Source organism: Pseudoxanthomonas mexicana, from assembly GCF_001556105.1.
Lineage (GTDB): Bacteria > Pseudomonadota > Gammaproteobacteria > Xanthomonadales > Xanthomonadaceae > Pseudoxanthomonas_A > Pseudoxanthomonas_A mexicana_A.
This window is the reverse complement of record NZ_LSIF01000007.1, coordinates 35731-50370: the sequence shown is the minus strand read 5'-3', so window position 1 is coordinate 50370 and position 14640 is coordinate 35731. Positions and strand designations below refer to the sequence as shown.

Genomic DNA, 14640 nt, shown 5'->3' with positions numbered 1-14640 from the left:
TGGCAAACAACAGGCAATAAAAAGCCCCGCCGATCTCCCCCTGGTCTGCGGGGCTTTTTATTGCCTGTTGTTTGCCAGGTCGCGTGCGCTACCGTGCGCGCAGTCCTATGCCGCGGGGGTGACGCATGAGCGCGACGTTTGCCGAGATGTTCCAACTCGCCATGCCGTGGTGGGCGTTCGTACTGCGGGCCTGCGTGGTGTATTTCATCCTGCTGGCGATGATCCGCATGACCGGCAAGCGGGCGATGGGCCAGTTCACGCCGTTCGACATGCTGTTGGTCGTACTGCTCGGCAACGCGGTGCAGAACGCATTGCTTGGCCAGGACACCTCCGTTGGCGGTGGCCTGCTGCTCGCGGCCACGCTGATCGGTTTGAACTGGATCGTCGGCTTCCTGTCGGCGCGATCGCCGAAGGTGGAGCGCTGGGTGGAGGGCTCGCCGGTATTACTGGCGCGGGACGGGCAGGTCTATCGCGACGTGTTGCGGCGTGAGCTGATCAGTCGTGAGGACTTCGACAAGGCCATGCGCGACGCCGGTTGCCTGGACCTGGACGACATCCGCCTGGCGGTGCTGGAGAACAACGGACATATCACCGTGGTGGCGCGACAACCGTCCTAGTCGCGCCCGTCGTTGAACTCAGGCCGGCTCGGCCAGCCAGTCGCGTGGCCGTAGGTAGTCGAGTAGTCGCTGTTCGTCGCTGCCGGCCTCGGGCGCGTAGCCATACTCCCAGCGCACCCGTGGCGGCAGGCTCATCAGGATGGACTCGGCGCGCCCCCCGCTCTGCAGTCCGAACAACGTGCCGCGGTCGTACACCAGGTTGAACTCGACATAGCGGCCGCGGCGATACAACTGGAATTCCCGCTCGCGTTCGCCGTAGTGCGCATCCTTTCGGCGCGTGACGATGGGCAGGTAGGCGTCGAGGAAGCCGTTGCCCACGGCGCGGAGATACGCGAAGTCGCGGTCGAAGTCATCGCTCAGGTCGTCGAAGAACAGGCCGCCAATACCGCGCGTCTCGTTGCGATGCTTGAGGAAGAAGTACTCATCGCACCACTGCTTGTGCGCTTCATAGCGGGCCTGTCCACCGAAGGGTTCGCAGAGGTCGCGTGCGGTCTGGTGCCAGTGGCGGACGTCTTCGTCGACCGGATAGAACGGCGTCAGGTCGAAACCGCCGCCGAACCACCACGCGACGGTTTCGCCATCGCGCTCGGCGCGAAAATGGCGCACGTTGGCGTGTGTGGTCGGCAGGCGGGGATTGCGTGGGTGGAATACCAACGACACCCCCACGGCGCGCCAGGACGCGCCGGCAAGTTCCGGCCGATGGGCGGACGCGGAGGGTGGCAGCTTGTCGCCCGACACGTCGGAGAACCCGATGCCCGCCTGTTCGAAGACCGCACCGTCGCGCAGTACGCGAGTGCGACCGCCACCACGGATGGGCGAGGCATCGCCCGCTGGGCGCGCCCATGCATCCTCGCGGAAGCGTGCGCTACCGTCGGCGGTTTCGATGGCGGCGCAGATGCGGTCCTGCAGGTCGATGAGGTAGTCGCGGACGGGCGTGATGTCGTTCATGGTGTTCATTCTACCGGGCAGCACGAGGCGACACGCCATCAAGGGGGTCAATCGCGCTCGGCATCCGCTTCGTCGCTCAACTGTCGGATCGCGCGGGCCATGCCGAGCGCCTCCCAGTTGGCGGTTTCCTTTACATCGCAGGCGACGTGCGTGGGCCGGCGCGCGCAGATGGCGTCCAGTGATGCCGCAACGTCATCGTCGTTGGCGTTGACGTACAGTTGCAGCAGGTTCTCGCAGCCCGCACGAACGCCTGCCTCGCACACTTTCAGGTAATGGGGCTTGGCGGACACCCAGTCGCCGCTCAATGCATGCTGGTGGCCGAGGGCGTTGCACCCCTGCAGCTTGCCCGCATCGCAGCAGGTCTGTGCGCCGCCGGGCTGCAGGATCGCCGGGCAATCCGCTTGCAGCGGGACTTCCTCATACGTCATCGGTGCACTGCACGTCGCCGCTGCACCCTGACGTTCGTAAAGGGAGAATTCGTTCCAGCTGTCGATACCCAGCAGCCGATTCGTATCCAGTATCCGGAACACGAAATCGCCGCCCTTGTCGTGGCGTATCCGGACCAGGCCATCCTGAAGGCGTGCTCGCAAGCGGCTGCCGACCGTGCCCTCCACCAGGCCTCGGTCCCCGAAGCCGAGCTCGGACAACAAACCGGTGGCGGCCACGAATCGGCCACATGGCAAGCTGCTCGCTGGCGCGGCTCGCTCGTCCCGTGCATCCAATGCCAGCAGCGCTTCGGCATGGACGCAGGCGTCGGCGTCCTCTCCCTGAGCGCATGCGAGTTCCAGTGCGCTGCGTGCCTGCAGGTAGCGGCCGGCATTCCACAATACGCTGGCCGCGCTGTTGCAGACGGTGGCCGATCCGGTGTCGGCACACATCGAGGCGGCCTGGTCGAGCTGCAGTGGCGGCAGCGTCGGTTGGTCGGCGGACATGCCGGCCACCGCGTCCAGCATGCCGCTGGCGATTGACTGGCCCATCAGCTGTTCGACCTTGGCCAGGCACTCCTGCTTGGAAAATGCCGGGCTGCGCTCGTCGCATGCGGCGGGCATCTCGGGTGAGGGGTCTTGCGGGCGGGGCGTCTTGGCTTGACGCCGGTAGAGATCGATCAGCTTGTCGCAGGCGAAAGGCAGCGCTTCTACCGTGCACCAGCGGCCCAGCGTGGCTTCGTCGGCATCGTAGACGCGTTCCGCACAGGCGGTGAGATCGGCGCGGCACGTGTGCCCGGGCGTGGGAGGAACCACCGCGGCGCACTCCGTCTGCTGGACCAATGCATAGTGGTTGAATCCGGCTTCGTCGCTCAGGCGGGCGTCCGGATGCACCGTGAAGCGGGAGACGTACCCCGCATCCAGGTCGACCATGTACAGGGCATCGCCGGCGCGACGGTACTGATAGTGGCGAGGTGCAACGGTGGAACTGCGTTCGCTGGCGTGGGTTGCGCTCTCGATGATCAAGCGGGCATCGGGCTTGTCGCGATCCTGATAGAGGCCGCATGCCACGTCTGCGGCGCGGGCCCAGGCAGAGGTCAGAAGGAGCGACGCAAAGACGGCGAACGCCGGGAGTTTTCGTGACATGAAGATGCATCGCCTCGTGCAGGGAGATGCATTATCCGCGGTGCTCTACGCGCGAACCTCAACTCACGCGAATATCGAACTCTGCACGCACGTCGGGTCGGCAAAGTTGCCAGACCACCAGTCCGTGCAGTACGGCGAACACGAGCGCCGTCACCCACATCGCGGCCAGTGACATGACGCGCAGCGCGGCGAGTTCACTTCGCATCTGCTCCATTCCGGGTTGCGGCGGCAACGCCTGCGCCCAGGAGAACGCGCCATCGACTGCCGCGATGCCGGCGAAGTTGGCCGCTGCGCCCATGACCATGAAAACCACGAAGCCCCACCATCCCCACGCACGACGGCGCAGCAGGCCGACCGACACCGCCAGGAACGCAGCGGAGACCAGCAGGAAGCCGACGGCGATCGTCGTGAGGTGCGTGAGTACCCACAGCACGGGGGCAGGCGCTGATTGTGTCGCCAGGAAGCCGAGTACCGTGTCGAGATCGACCTGCCCGAGCAGCAGCAGCGCCGCGATGACCTGCATCGCGGCGTACAGCGTGGCGACGATGCCGATCGCGATCGACACTTTCGCCGTGACGGTGACGAACGCCGAACCCGCGCTGGCCGGAACCGAGGCCATCGGCTATTTCAGATTCTGCTCGAACAGCTTGAGCACGCGCTTGTATTCGTCCAGCCACGAGTCCGACCGCGTGAAGCCGTGCCGTTCCAGCGGATAGGCCGCCAGTTCCCAGTCGTCCTTGCGCAGTTCGATCAGCTTCTGCGTCAGCACCACCGAGTCCTTGAAGAACACGTTGTCGTCGATCATGCCGTGCGCGATCAGCAGGTGGTCCTGCAGGCCGGCGGCGTACTCGATGGGCGACGACGCACGGTACGCCTCCGGGTCCAGCTCGGGCGTGTTGAGGATGTTGCTGGTGTACTCGTGGTTGTACTGCGTCCAGTCCACCACCGGACGCAGCGCGGCACCGGCCTTGAATTTGCCGGGCTCGCGGAACAGCGCCATGAACGTCATGAAGCCGCCATAGCTGCCGCCGTAGATGCCGGCGCGGTCGCGGTCTCCCTGCTTCTGCTCGACCAGCCAGTCCAGCCCGTCCAGGTAATCCTCGAGTTCCGGATGGCCCATGTTGCGGTAGATCGCGGTGCGCCAGTCGCGGCCGTAACCCTCGCTGGCGCGGTAGTCCAGGTCCAGCACGACGTAGCCGCGCTCCACCAGTAGCTGGTGGAACATCTGCTCGCGGAAGTAGTTCGGATAGCGCGCGGTGACGTTCTGCAGGTAGCCCGCGCCGTGCACGAACATCACGATGGGATAGCGCCTGCCGGGATCCATCGTCTTCGGGCCGTAGTACTTGCCCCAGACGACGCCGGCACCATGCTTCGACGGCACCTGCACGTACTGCGGCTCGATCCACTCCCGTGCCTTGAAGGCGGCCGTGCGGGTATCGGTCAGCGGCTTTGCGCTTCCGCCTTCGATGCCCAGCACCGACAGCTGCGCCGGCGTGTAGCTGCGCGAGTGGCGTACCAGCAACTGACGACCATCGGGCGATGTGCTGAAGTTCTCCACACCGTCCAGTGCGGTGACCTCGCGCAGCGCGTTGCTCGCAAGATCGAGCTTGCAGACTTCGTAGTCGCCCGGCCACGCGCGATTGCAGAGGAACAGGAAACCGTTGCCGTCCGGCGCGATCTCCGGCTCGGAGACTTCCCACTTGCCGCTCGTGCGTGCTCGGAACTTCTCCGTGCCGGTGGCGGTGTAGAGATGCGAGTAACCGGACTCCTCGGACAGCAGCCACAGCGTGCGGCTGTCGGGCAGCCAGCCGAATTCGTTGAAGGCCCAGTTGATCCAGGCATCGTCCGTCAGCCGATGGCGCGGCTGCAGGCGGGCGCCCGGCAGATCGACCGTGGCGATCCAGCGATCCTTGTTGTCCACCGCGTGGACCTGCACGGCGACCTGGGTGCCGTCGTTCGTCCAGGCCACGGCATCGCCCTCGCGGCCACCTTCCACCCGCACGTCGCGGTTGCCCTTCAGCGGTTCCTGGCCGGCTTTCTTGCGCAGCGCGGCCAGCGGGTCCTTGTCGATGCCGGGCAGGGAATCGAACGCGAGCGGCTTCACGCTGCCGTCGGCCAGGTCCACGCGCCACAGCGCATGCGGCACCGGCGCATTGCGGCCCACGCGGGTGCGCACGTTCTGGAATTCCTCGTAGCCGGATTCGGTCACGTACATCGGCATCTTGCCGCCTTGCCCGGCATCGGCGCCCTTCTTGCGCGTCACCACCAGCAGCCAGCGGCCATTCGGCGACAGCGAGCTGGATTCGATCTCCACCTCGGCGCCCAGGTAGATGGGTGCCGCTGCGCGGGTGCTGTCGGCCTTGCGCCAGGTGTCGGCCTGCTTCTGCGCCTCCTCGCGCTGGGCGCGGTCGTCGGCGAGCGTGCGGATCGTGCGCAGCTGCTGCTCGCGCAGGGCATCGGCTTTGGGCGGAGCCAGCGGATCGCGCTCGGCCTTGAGCTCGGCGACCGTGGACGTGCCGCTGCCGGCGGTCCAGCGATACCACGTGGCCCCTGCGCGCCAGATCACCGCGCCGTCCTGGGCGAAGCGGGCCTGCTGTTCGGCCTCGTTGGTGCGTGTGACCTGGGTCAGCGAGCCGTTGCGCAGGTCGCGCACGAACAGGTCGCCGTTGCGCGACAGCAGCATGCGCTGCCGGGTCGCGTCGTAGATCGGGTTCGCGGCATCCAGCGCGGCCCGCTGGTCGTCGCCGACGCGGCGCGCGACGGCGCCATCCAGCGATTGTTCGAAGGTGTCGCGCACGACGCTGTTGTCGCGCTTGAGCTCGTACTGCACCTGCTTGCCGTCCCAGGCCCACCACGCGCGCTCGACCGGTGGCCCGATCCAGTCCGGTTCGGCCATCGCCTGTTCGATCGTCAACGGCGTGGACGTCTGGGCATGTGCCGAGGGGGCAAGGGCGAGCGGCAGCAGCAAGGCGAGCAGGGCGGGGCGCATCGGACATCCGTTATTGCGAGGTGAAGGGGCCAAGATTACCAGCCCCCTCCGCGCGAGCCGGCGGCCGATGGTCATGCCCTGGCGTGAACCCGGTGCGGGTTTCGCGCATACGGCATTTCCCGCACAATCCCCGCTTGTCCACTCGCGGGGCGCGATACGCGCGGATGCAAGCCTACGTCTACAAGAGCCAGCGCAAGGCCGACACGTTCGTCTACCTGGCGAAGCGCGATGACTTCACCCTCGTTCCCGAACCGCTGCGCACCCAGTTGGGCGACCTGTCGTTCGTGCTGGAAGTGGCGCTGACCCCTGACCGCACGCTGGCGCGCGAAGACGCCACCGTCGTCCGCGAGAACCTGAGCGCGCGTGGCTTCCACGTCCAGTTCCCGCCACCACTCGATCCACGCGTCCGTACCGATGCCTGAGTCGCGCCTGCAGCCCCGTCCCGTTGCCGTCGTTGCCTTGCTGGCAGGCCTGCTGCTGGCCGGCGTCGGTGGATGGGTGGGGGGCGTGGTTGCGGCGATCGCGACCTGCCTGGCGCAACCGGTGATCGCGCTGGGCGTGTCATGGCTGCGCGGCACGCGCGTGCTGGCGCCCGACCGTGCGTGGCGGGAAGACTTCCCCGCGTTGCTGTTGGCCTGGGCGGTCGCCTTCGCCGCCAGTGCGGCATTGCTGGCCTGGCCGCTGGCGTCGCTCCACGACAGCGGCAGCCTGCCGGCGGCGCTCGGCGTCAGCGCCGTGATCGGCGCGGTGATCGTGGGGCTGTGGCGGACGTGGCCGCTGTGGCACGGGCTGGAACGCGATGGCGGTGCGTTGTCCGCGCACTGGCGTGGCCTGGTGGAGCGCGACTTCCATGCGTGGCGGGGCCTCGCAGTCGCCGCGTTGCTGTCGCTCGCGGTCGGCGGCGGCCTGTGCCTGGCGTGGACCTGGCTGGTGCCGGAGGCGGCACGTGCCGGTGTCGCGGCGGCCTACGCGCTGCTGCTGCCGGTGCTGCACTGGGGCGTCCAGCGATTGGACGGTGCAGGCGTGCTGCCGGTGGTCGAGATGCCGGATAACGACGACGAGGCGTTCGCCGCCCCCACCGGCGAGGCTCCGGCGCAGGTCCTGGATCTGGAGCAGGCGCTGTTCGATGCCGCGCGCAGTGGTCGCGTCGACCGCGCGCTGGAGTTCATCGAAGCGGGCGCGGACCTGCATGCACTGCCGGCCGAGGGCGCGCGCGACCAGCGCAGCCTCGGCGCGCTGGCGGCGGTACTGCCCGACCTGCGCCTGCTGCGTACGCTGATCGCGCACGGCGTCGACCTCAATCATGCGCATGCGGGCGTCACTCCATTGCTCGCGGCGACGCGCGACAGCTGGCACGGTCGGCCGGATGCCGTCACCACGCTGCTTGCCAACGGTGCCGATCCCCGCATCGCCGATGCCGACGGCAACACGCCGCTGCACCATGCCGCCCGCAGTTCCGATCCGGGCGTGGTGGCGCTGTTGCGCGATGCCGCTGCGGAACTGGATGCGCTGAACCACGATGGCCTCACGCCGTTGGGCGTGGCCTGCGTGGCCGGCAACTGGCGGCTGGCGAAGTTCCTGCTGGAACGCGGTGCCCGACCCGATCCACACGGCGGGCAGCCGGTGCTGCTCGCCGCCGCATCCACGGAAGAAGACGATCCCGCCGGCGTCCAGTTGCTGCTCAAGCACAAGGCCAAGGTCGATGCACGCGATGCGCAGCGCCGCAGCGCCCTGCATGAGGCCGCGTACGCCGGCCATGCCGAGATCGCCACGACGCTGCTCGCCGCCGGGGCAGACGTGCATGCGCGCGACGGACAACAGCGCACGCCCTGGCTGGAAGCGGCGCGGGGCGCGCACATGACCGTGCTGGAAAAACTGGCCGCTGCAGGTGCCGACCGCCATGCAGTGGACGTCGATCGCCGCACCGCGCTGGCGCTGGCCTGCACGGCCGAACACGCGTCTCCCGCCCTCGTGCGCCGCCTGCTGGAGTGGGGCGTGGATGCCGCACTGGCCGACACGCAGGACCGGCGGGCGGTCGACGTCGCCGCCGAAGCGGGGCGCTGGGCGCTGGTGTCGGCGCTGGATCCTGGCTACGCGTTGCCCACGGCAGTGGCGACGGCCGACGACGAGACGCCGCCGGACCGCGCGCCCTCCGCCTTGCTGCGCGAGGGATTGGCGAGCGGCCAGTTCGATGGACTTGAAGCGCTGGCGCGATTGAGTTCGCGCGAAGAGCTCGGCGCGCTGCTGCACGACACCGAAATGCAGCGCCCCGTGCGCCTGGCCTGGCTGTTGCGTCATGGCGCGGGCCCGGAGAGCCGCGATGCGCGCGGCGATACCGTGCTGTTCTCGCTGCTGTCGCAAGGCCCGTCGGGCATGCCCGCGCTGGCGACCTTGCTGTCGCACGGCGTGTCCCCGGCGGGCGCCGGCGGCCTGGCGCGCTTCATGGCGGCCTGCGCGGCGGACGACCAGGCCGCGCGGGCGCTGGAGTCCTGCGCGCTGGACCTGCTGGAACGCGGCGCTGATCCGTTTGCGCCGTCATCGCAGGGCGATCCTGCGCTGTCGCTGGCCGTGCGCCTGGGCTGGCAGCGGCTGCTCGACCGGCTGCTCGATATCGGTGTCGACCGCGAGGCGCGCGACAGCCATGGCATGACCGCCCTGCACCTGGCGGCGGTGCTGGGTCGCGAAACCGCGCTGAAGCAGCTCATCGCCAAGGGCGCATCGCCCGACGCGCGCGCGGCGGATGGGCAGACGCCGCTCGGGGTCGCGTTGGCCTGTGGTCGCCGCGACCTCGCCGACTGGCTCGACTGGCGCATCTGGTCGTTGCCGCGGCGTGCACTGCGCCCGGCCGACCTGCCTGCCGCGGCGGTGGCGGGTGACCGCGATGCCGTGCGTCGCCTGCTGGATCTGGGATTCGATGTCGATTCGCCCGATGCGCAGGGATGCACGGCCTTGTTGCGTGCGGCCGGTGGCGGGTTCGCGTCCACCGTGGAACTGCTGCTTGCACGCGGTGCCGACCCGCAGCGGGCCGCCAACACCGGCGCCACGCCATTGTCGGCCGCGGTGAGCATGCGCCAGATGGAGATCGTCGGCGCGTTGCTCGCCGCCGGTGCCGATATCGAACACCGCCTGCCGGGTGGCGTGACCGTGCTGATGCTGGCCGCCGCACTCGGCCTGCCGGAAATCGCCGCACGCCTGATCACCGCGGGCGCCAACGTGCAGGCCGGCGATGCGCAGGGGTTGACGCCGCTGCACTGCGCCGCGCTCTACGGCTTCACCGCCCGCGAAAAGCCTCGACTGGTGGCGTTGCTGGACACGCTGCTGCTGTCCGGAGCCGAATCCGAGCAGGTCGCCGCAGGTGCCGTGACGCCGCTGTTGCTGCTGCTCGGCTCGCGCGCCGAACCCGGCACCGCCTGCGACGAAGAAGTGGTGCTCGCCGGCCTGGAACGCCTGCTCGACGAGGGCGTGTCGCTGGACGTGCAGGATCCGCGTGGCTTCGGTCCGCTGCACCTGGGGTCGCTGCATGGCTTGTTGCGCGTGGTCAGCCGCCTGCTGCGGGCCGGTGCCGATCCCGAACTGCGCGACACGCTGAATCGCACGCCGCGCGAAATCGCGGTGATGCGGGGCTTCATCGACGTGGCGGCCGAATTCGTCCCCGCCACGCCGGGTGCGGGCGCATCGATGGCGCGGTTCCTGCGCGATCGCGGCTGACCGCGCGACCTTATCTCGCCGGCGGCGCGTCCTCGCCGGTCGCATCGGCTTCGAACAGTTTCTCCAGGTCGCTGACCGCATCGCGCGCGGTCTGGATCACCGCGCCGTCGTCGTCGTAGACCAGGTACTGCGCGCGTAGCAACTTCTCGTCGTGCTGGCGAAAGCGTCGCGTGTGTTCGGCCGCGGTTTCCGGTGGCAGGCCCAGTTCCACCAGGACCTGCTGCGCCATCTCCAGGCTCGATCCCAACGTCTCGCGGTAGGCCTCCGCGCTCAGGTCCATCAGCCGCCATGCATGCTGGCGGTTGCGCGCGCGCGCCAGCACGCGCGCATCGGGATACATGCGGCGGATCAGTCGCGTCGCCTTGATGTTGGTGTCGGGATCGTCCACGGCGATCACGAACACCTTCACGTGCTGCGCGCCGGCCGAACGCAGCAGGTCGGGCCGCGTCGGGTCGCCGTAGTACAGCCGGATGTTGCCGAACCGCCGCAGGGTGTCCACGGTTTCCGGACTGTGCTCGAGCGCGACGAACGGAATGCGTTGCGCCGTCAGCAGGCGCGCGACGATCTGGCCGAAGCGCCCCATGCCGGCGATCAGCACCTGCGGCTGCTCGTCGGGAATCTCATCGAAGCCGCGTGAGGTGGGACGCGATCGCGTCGTCGCGACCGGTAGCAGGCGATGCAGGCCAAGCAGCAGCAACGGGGTCAACGCCATCGACACGCCGACGATGGCGGTCAGCTGGTTGCGCAGTTCGGCGTCCATCAGCTTCACGCGGGCGGCTTCGCTGAAGACGACGAAGGCGAATTCGCCCCCCAGCCACAACGTGCCGGCCAGCATCAGCGCACCACGCGGCTCCATCCGCCCGGGCCAGCGGCCGATGCCGAACAGCAGCCCGAATTTCACCGTCAGCAGGATCACCACACCGGCCGTAATCAGTTCCGGCTGCTTGACCACCGCATCCAGGTCGATGTCCATGCCGACGGCGATGAAGAACAGGCCCAGCAGCAGACCCTTGAACGGATCGATCTGCGATTCCAGTTCGTGGCGGAATTCCGAATCCGACAACAGTACGCCGGCCAGGAATGCGCCCAGGCCGGCACTGAGGCCGGCCAGTTGCATGAACCAGGCGATGCCCAGCACCACCAGCAGTGCCGTGGCGGTGAACACCTCCGGCATGCGCGTGCGCGCGACCACGCGGAACAGGTGCCGCAACACCAGCCGGCCACCGAGGATCACGATCGCGATGGCGCCGACCGCGTGGAACACCATCGTCCACGTCAGCGTCTCGTTCTTCGCGCCGCCGAGCAGCGGAATGGCGGCCAGCAGCGGAATCGCCACCAGGTCCTGGAACAGCAGGATCGCGAAACCGAGCCGGCCGTGTTCGCTGGTCAGTTCCTTGTGCTCGGCGAGCAACTGCAGGCTGACCGCGGTGGACGACAGTGCCAGTCCCAGGCCGATCACCAGGGCGGTCTTCCAGTGATGCTCGAATGCCAGTGCGATCCCGCCCAGTACCAGCGCACTCAGCAGCACCTGCAGTCCGCCGGCGCCGAACACCGGCTTGCGCATCACCCGCAGCCGCGACGGCGACAGCTCCAGCCCGATGACGAACAGCATCATCACCACGCCGATCTCGGCCGCATTGAGGATGCGGTCAGCATCCCGCACCAGCGCCAGCCCGTCCGGCCCCAGCACCACGCCGGCCACCAGGTAGGCCAGCACCGCCCCCAACCCGAAGCGCTTGAACACCGGGACCGCGATGACCGCGGCCAGCAGGAACACCAGCGCCAACTCCAGACCACTACCGTGCATGCTTCACCTCGCGGGGATAGTATGCGGCGGTCGGGCTCGGACCGGGCCTGCTTCCAGGGATGAGGGGCGCGCTATGGGGCGGAGGTTCGGGGTGGTCATGCTGCTGGCGACGTGCATGCTCGCGTGGACCCAGGGCGCATGTGCGCAAGGGGTCGGTGCCATGCGCAAGCAGATCGAGGTCAGCATGGCGGTGACGGGCGAGATCATGGTCAGCGAGCACGGCCGCGTCATCGAGCACACGCTGGACAAGGTGGACGAACTGCCGCCGGGCGTCGTCGCGTTCCTGCAGCAGCAGATTCCGGCATGGGAGTTCAAACCCCTGCAGCACGAGGGCGCTTCGGTGCGTGCGCGCAACAAGATGCGGGTGTTGCTGGTGGCCAAGAAGCAGGAGGACGAAGGCTACGAGATGCGGGTGCAGGCGGCGTCCTTCAGTGCCTTCAGCACGGCGGAAGGCAGCTCGTCCGACAACGGCAGGATGATGCCGCCGCGCTATCCGGTCGCAATGGCGAAAGCAGGCGCCTCCGGCAGCGTCTACCTGATCCTGAAGGTCGGGCGCGATGGCCGCGTCGAAGACGCGATCGCCGAGCAGGTGAACCTGCGCATCCTTGCCACGGCGCCCGAGATGGAGCGCATGCGGCGGTCATTCGCGACCTCCGCGCTGCAGGCTGCGCGCGACTGGTCGTTCACGCCGCCGAGTCAGGTCGAATCCGGCGCTGCCGACTACTGGACGATGCGCGTGCCGGTGGACTACATGATGGGCGGCATGGGAATCAAGTACGGTCGTTGGGTCGCGTACGTCCCCGGGCCGCGGACCACGGCGGACTGGGTCGACGCGGAGTTGACGAAGAGTTCGCCGGAAGCGCTGGAAAGCGGCATGGTAGGCATCCTGGACAGGCAGGCCCTGCGGCTTCTGACGCCGCTGGCCGGAGAAAGCTGAAGGGCCGGGGCGCCGGCGGTTGCGACGGTCGGCGCCGACAGTTTCATTTTTCGTGGGCAGAACAAGGATGCTTGAGATGGACAAGGTGATGCGCAGGACGGCGGCTTGGGTTCTCTGGTCGGCGATGGCGGGTCTTTCTTTTGCCGCGTGGGCGGGCGTCAAGGAGGTTCGCCAGCAGATCGAAGGCAGCATGCTGGTGACAGGCTATACCTACATCGAGCCGGACGGCAGCGTCGGTCGCCTGGAGCTGGATCAACCCGAGAAGCTGCCGCCTGCCGTGAAGACGCTCGTCGAGCGCGCTGGCACCGAGTGGCAGTTCGAACCGGTGATGGTGGATGGCGTCGCCCGCAGGGCCAAGGCGAGGATGAGCCTGCGCGTGGTCGCGAAAAAGGTGTCCGAAGACAGCTACCAGATCGCACTGCGCGGCGCCTACTTCGGCGAGGAGGCGATGACGCCGGATGAGCGCATCGCGTTGGAAGACGAATCGACCATTCGTCCCAACCATCTGAAGCCGCCACTCTATCCGGCGCCCGCTGCACAGATGGGCGCGCGCGGAACCGTCTACGTCGTGTTGAGGATCGGGCGCGACGGCAAGGTGGAGGATGCTATCGCGGAGCAGATCAACCTGCAGATCGTGGGTCGCGAGAAGCAGATGGACTACATGCGCAACGTGCTGTCCAAATCTGCCCTGACTGCGGCGAAGGACTGGAGCTTCAAGCCGCCGACGCAGGGTCCGATGGCCGCCGAGCCTTACTGGGTGGTGCGCGTGCCCGTGGACTACTCCATGCACGGCGACAAGGTGCCGGGCTATGGAGAGTGGGATGCCTACGTGCCCGGTCCGCGTCAGGAGGTGCCGTGGCGAACGGGAGAGCTGGCGCCAGGCGAAACCCCCGACGCGATGATCGCCGGCGGCTTCTATCCCGTCGGTCGAGGGTTGCGGTTGCGTACGCCACTGCAGTCGGGTTGACGCGACCGCACGCAACAGAACGCAACACTCGCACGCGATCGCGGCCACGCCGGCAACCGCAGGCGATGCGATCCAATGTTGGTGACCTTCGACCCGCGCTAGTCCCGGGTCGAGGCGGCGGGATCGCAGCGCGACATCGCCGGTTCCCCGCGCGCGAACGGGGTGCGCAGGCTTGCAGCGCTTTCACTCGCTTGTCACGCCTCCCGATTCTGTTCATACTTTCCGCCGAAGCCAGCATTCGGCCGTCTCTCCCGGTCCCGCCAGCGATTCACCGCCTGACAGGACCCGCACATGAGACTGGCGCCCCTCTTCGCCGGCATTTTTGCCTGCGCATTCGCCGCAACCGCTTCGGCCCACACGCCTTACCTCGCGCCGAGTACGTTCGCGCCACGCGCGGGTGACACGGTGGCGCTCGATGCCGCGTTCGCCGAAACCTTCTTCATCCCCGAAACCGCGTTCGACAACAGCCGGTTCACCGTGACGGGCCCGGACGGCAAGGACGTCGCGCTGGATACCGTGCAATTGCTGAAGGTGCGCACGGTCGCCGAGCACACGCTGCCGAAGGGTGCGGCCGGCACCTACCGCTTCAGCACCGGGCCGCGCCTCGGCGCGATGTTCCGCACCTGGGAAATCAACGGCAAGCAGGAAAGCTCGCGCGATTCGGCGGCGAAGATCCCGGCCGGCGCGAAGGTGATCTCCAACTTCCAGTCGCTGACGCTCGCGGAAACCTTCGTCACCGTCGGCGAACCCGGCGGCGCGGCGCTGAAGGCGCGTGGCAAGGGCATCGAACTGGTGCCGACCACCCATCCCAATGATCTGTTCGTCGGCGAGACCTTCGATTTCACCGCGCAGTACGACGGCAAGCCGCTGGCGGACCAGAAGATCGAGCTCACCGAAGCCGTGTGGACCTCGGACCGCAAGCCGCAGGTGGTGACGGTACTGACCGATGCGCAGGGCAAGGCCAGCGTGAAGCTGGAGCGCGCCGGTACCTGGCTCGCACTGACGCGCCACCGCACCAAGGCGCCGGCCGGCGCACCCGTGGACGAGTACAGCAACAGCTACACGCTGACGTTCCGCGTGCTCGAACAGTAATTCC

Annotated in this window: 11 protein-coding genes; 6 read left to right on the top strand and 5 right to left on the bottom strand. The window is 68.0% G+C overall.

All coding sequences use genetic code 11. From position 1 onward, the window contains the following. Positions 1-125: 125 nt before the first annotated feature. Positions 126-617 (top strand): DUF421 domain-containing protein, encoded by a 492-nt coding sequence (locus tag AX730_RS00790; protein WP_062350491.1) that lies wholly within the window; start codon positions 126-128, stop codon positions 615-617. An 18-nt stretch (positions 618-635) separates the two neighbouring features. On the opposite strand, the gene hemF is transcribed toward AX730_RS00790, so the two are convergent. Genes hemF through AX730_RS00770 form a run of 4 tightly spaced genes read right to left on the bottom strand, consistent with a single transcriptional unit; the run spans position 636 to position 6101 of the window. Then, positions 636-1565, bottom strand: a complete 930-nt coding sequence (gene hemF, locus AX730_RS00785) for an oxygen-dependent coproporphyrinogen oxidase (RefSeq protein ID WP_062350502.1) — start codon at positions 1563-1565, stop codon at positions 636-638. A 47-nt stretch (positions 1566-1612) separates the two neighbouring features. Next, positions 1613-3136, bottom strand: a complete 1524-nt coding sequence (locus AX730_RS00780) for a hypothetical protein (protein WP_062350488.1) — start codon at positions 3134-3136, stop codon at positions 1613-1615. A 58-nt stretch (positions 3137-3194) separates the two neighbouring features. Then, a complete protein-coding gene (locus tag AX730_RS00775) occupies positions 3195-3755 on the bottom strand; it encodes a hypothetical protein (RefSeq protein ID WP_062350485.1) in 561 nt (186 codons plus the stop codon). Between the two features lie 3 nt (positions 3756-3758). After that, positions 3759-6101, bottom strand: coding sequence for a S9 family peptidase (locus tag AX730_RS00770; RefSeq protein WP_198146946.1), 2343 nt, complete (start codon positions 6099-6101; stop codon positions 3759-3761). Positions 6102-6289: 188 nt separating this feature from the next. Between AX730_RS00770 and AX730_RS00765 the strand changes: the two genes are divergently transcribed. Continuing rightward, entirely contained in the window at positions 6290-6547 is a 258-nt protein-coding gene (locus AX730_RS00765) for a YcgL domain-containing protein (protein ID WP_062350479.1), read from the top strand. After that, positions 6540-9833, top strand: coding sequence for an ankyrin repeat domain-containing protein (locus tag AX730_RS00760; RefSeq protein WP_062350476.1), 3294 nt, complete (start codon positions 6540-6542; stop codon positions 9831-9833). Before AX730_RS00765 ends, AX730_RS00760 begins: the two co-directional genes overlap by 8 nt. Before the next feature lie 10 nt (positions 9834-9843). Here the strand turns inward: AX730_RS00760 and AX730_RS00755 are convergent, their stop codons facing one another. Continuing rightward, positions 9844-11640, bottom strand: a complete 1797-nt coding sequence (locus AX730_RS00755) for a monovalent cation:proton antiporter-2 (CPA2) family protein (RefSeq protein ID WP_062350473.1) — start codon at positions 11638-11640, stop codon at positions 9844-9846. A 160-nt stretch (positions 11641-11800) separates the two neighbouring features. On the opposite strand from AX730_RS00755, the gene AX730_RS00750 reads away from it, so the two are divergent. The 3 genes from AX730_RS00750 to AX730_RS00740 all read left to right on the top strand — a co-directional run bounded on the left by AX730_RS00750 (position 11801) and on the right by AX730_RS00740 (position 14636). Then, complete coding sequence (locus tag AX730_RS00750) at positions 11801-12577, top strand: energy transducer TonB (RefSeq protein ID WP_198146945.1); 777 nt, start codon at positions 11801-11803, stop codon at positions 12575-12577. A gap of 76 nt (positions 12578-12653) precedes the next feature. Further along, on the top strand, positions 12654-13544 hold the full coding sequence (locus AX730_RS00745; RefSeq protein WP_232310137.1) for an energy transducer TonB: 891 nt from the start codon (positions 12654-12656) through the stop codon (positions 13542-13544). A 291-nt stretch (positions 13545-13835) separates the two neighbouring features. After that, on the top strand, positions 13836-14636 hold the full coding sequence (locus AX730_RS00740; protein WP_062350463.1) for a DUF4198 domain-containing protein: 801 nt from the start codon (positions 13836-13838) through the stop codon (positions 14634-14636). The last annotated feature ends 4 nt before the right edge of the window (positions 14637-14640 follow it).

Excerpts from the sequence above, each read along its gene's own strand:
- AX730_RS00745 (WP_232310137.1), top strand. The coding sequence starts at position 12,654 with ATGGACAAGGTGATGCGCAGGACGGCGGCTTGGGTTCTCTGGTCGGCG.
- AX730_RS00790 (WP_062350491.1), top strand. The coding sequence starts at position 126 with ATGAGCGCGACGTTTGCCGAGATGTTCCAACTCGCCATGCCGTGGTGG.
- AX730_RS00775 (WP_062350485.1), bottom strand. The coding sequence starts at position 3,755 with ATGGCCTCGGTTCCGGCCAGCGCGGGTTCGGCGTTCGTCACCGTCACG.
- AX730_RS00760 (WP_062350476.1), top strand. The coding sequence starts at position 6,540 with ATGCCTGAGTCGCGCCTGCAGCCCCGTCCCGTTGCCGTCGTTGCCTTG.
- AX730_RS00740 (WP_062350463.1), top strand. The coding sequence starts at position 13,836 with ATGAGACTGGCGCCCCTCTTCGCCGGCATTTTTGCCTGCGCATTCGCC.
- hemF (WP_062350502.1), bottom strand. The coding sequence starts at position 1,565 with ATGAACGACATCACGCCCGTCCGCGACTACCTCATCGACCTGCAGGAC.
- AX730_RS00780 (WP_062350488.1), bottom strand. The coding sequence starts at position 3,136 with ATGTCACGAAAACTCCCGGCGTTCGCCGTCTTTGCGTCGCTCCTTCTG.
- AX730_RS00765 (WP_062350479.1), top strand. The coding sequence starts at position 6,290 with ATGCAAGCCTACGTCTACAAGAGCCAGCGCAAGGCCGACACGTTCGTC.
- AX730_RS00755 (WP_062350473.1), bottom strand. The coding sequence starts at position 11,640 with ATGCACGGTAGTGGTCTGGAGTTGGCGCTGGTGTTCCTGCTGGCCGCG.
- AX730_RS00750 (WP_198146945.1), top strand. The coding sequence starts at position 11,801 with ATGCGCAAGCAGATCGAGGTCAGCATGGCGGTGACGGGCGAGATCATG.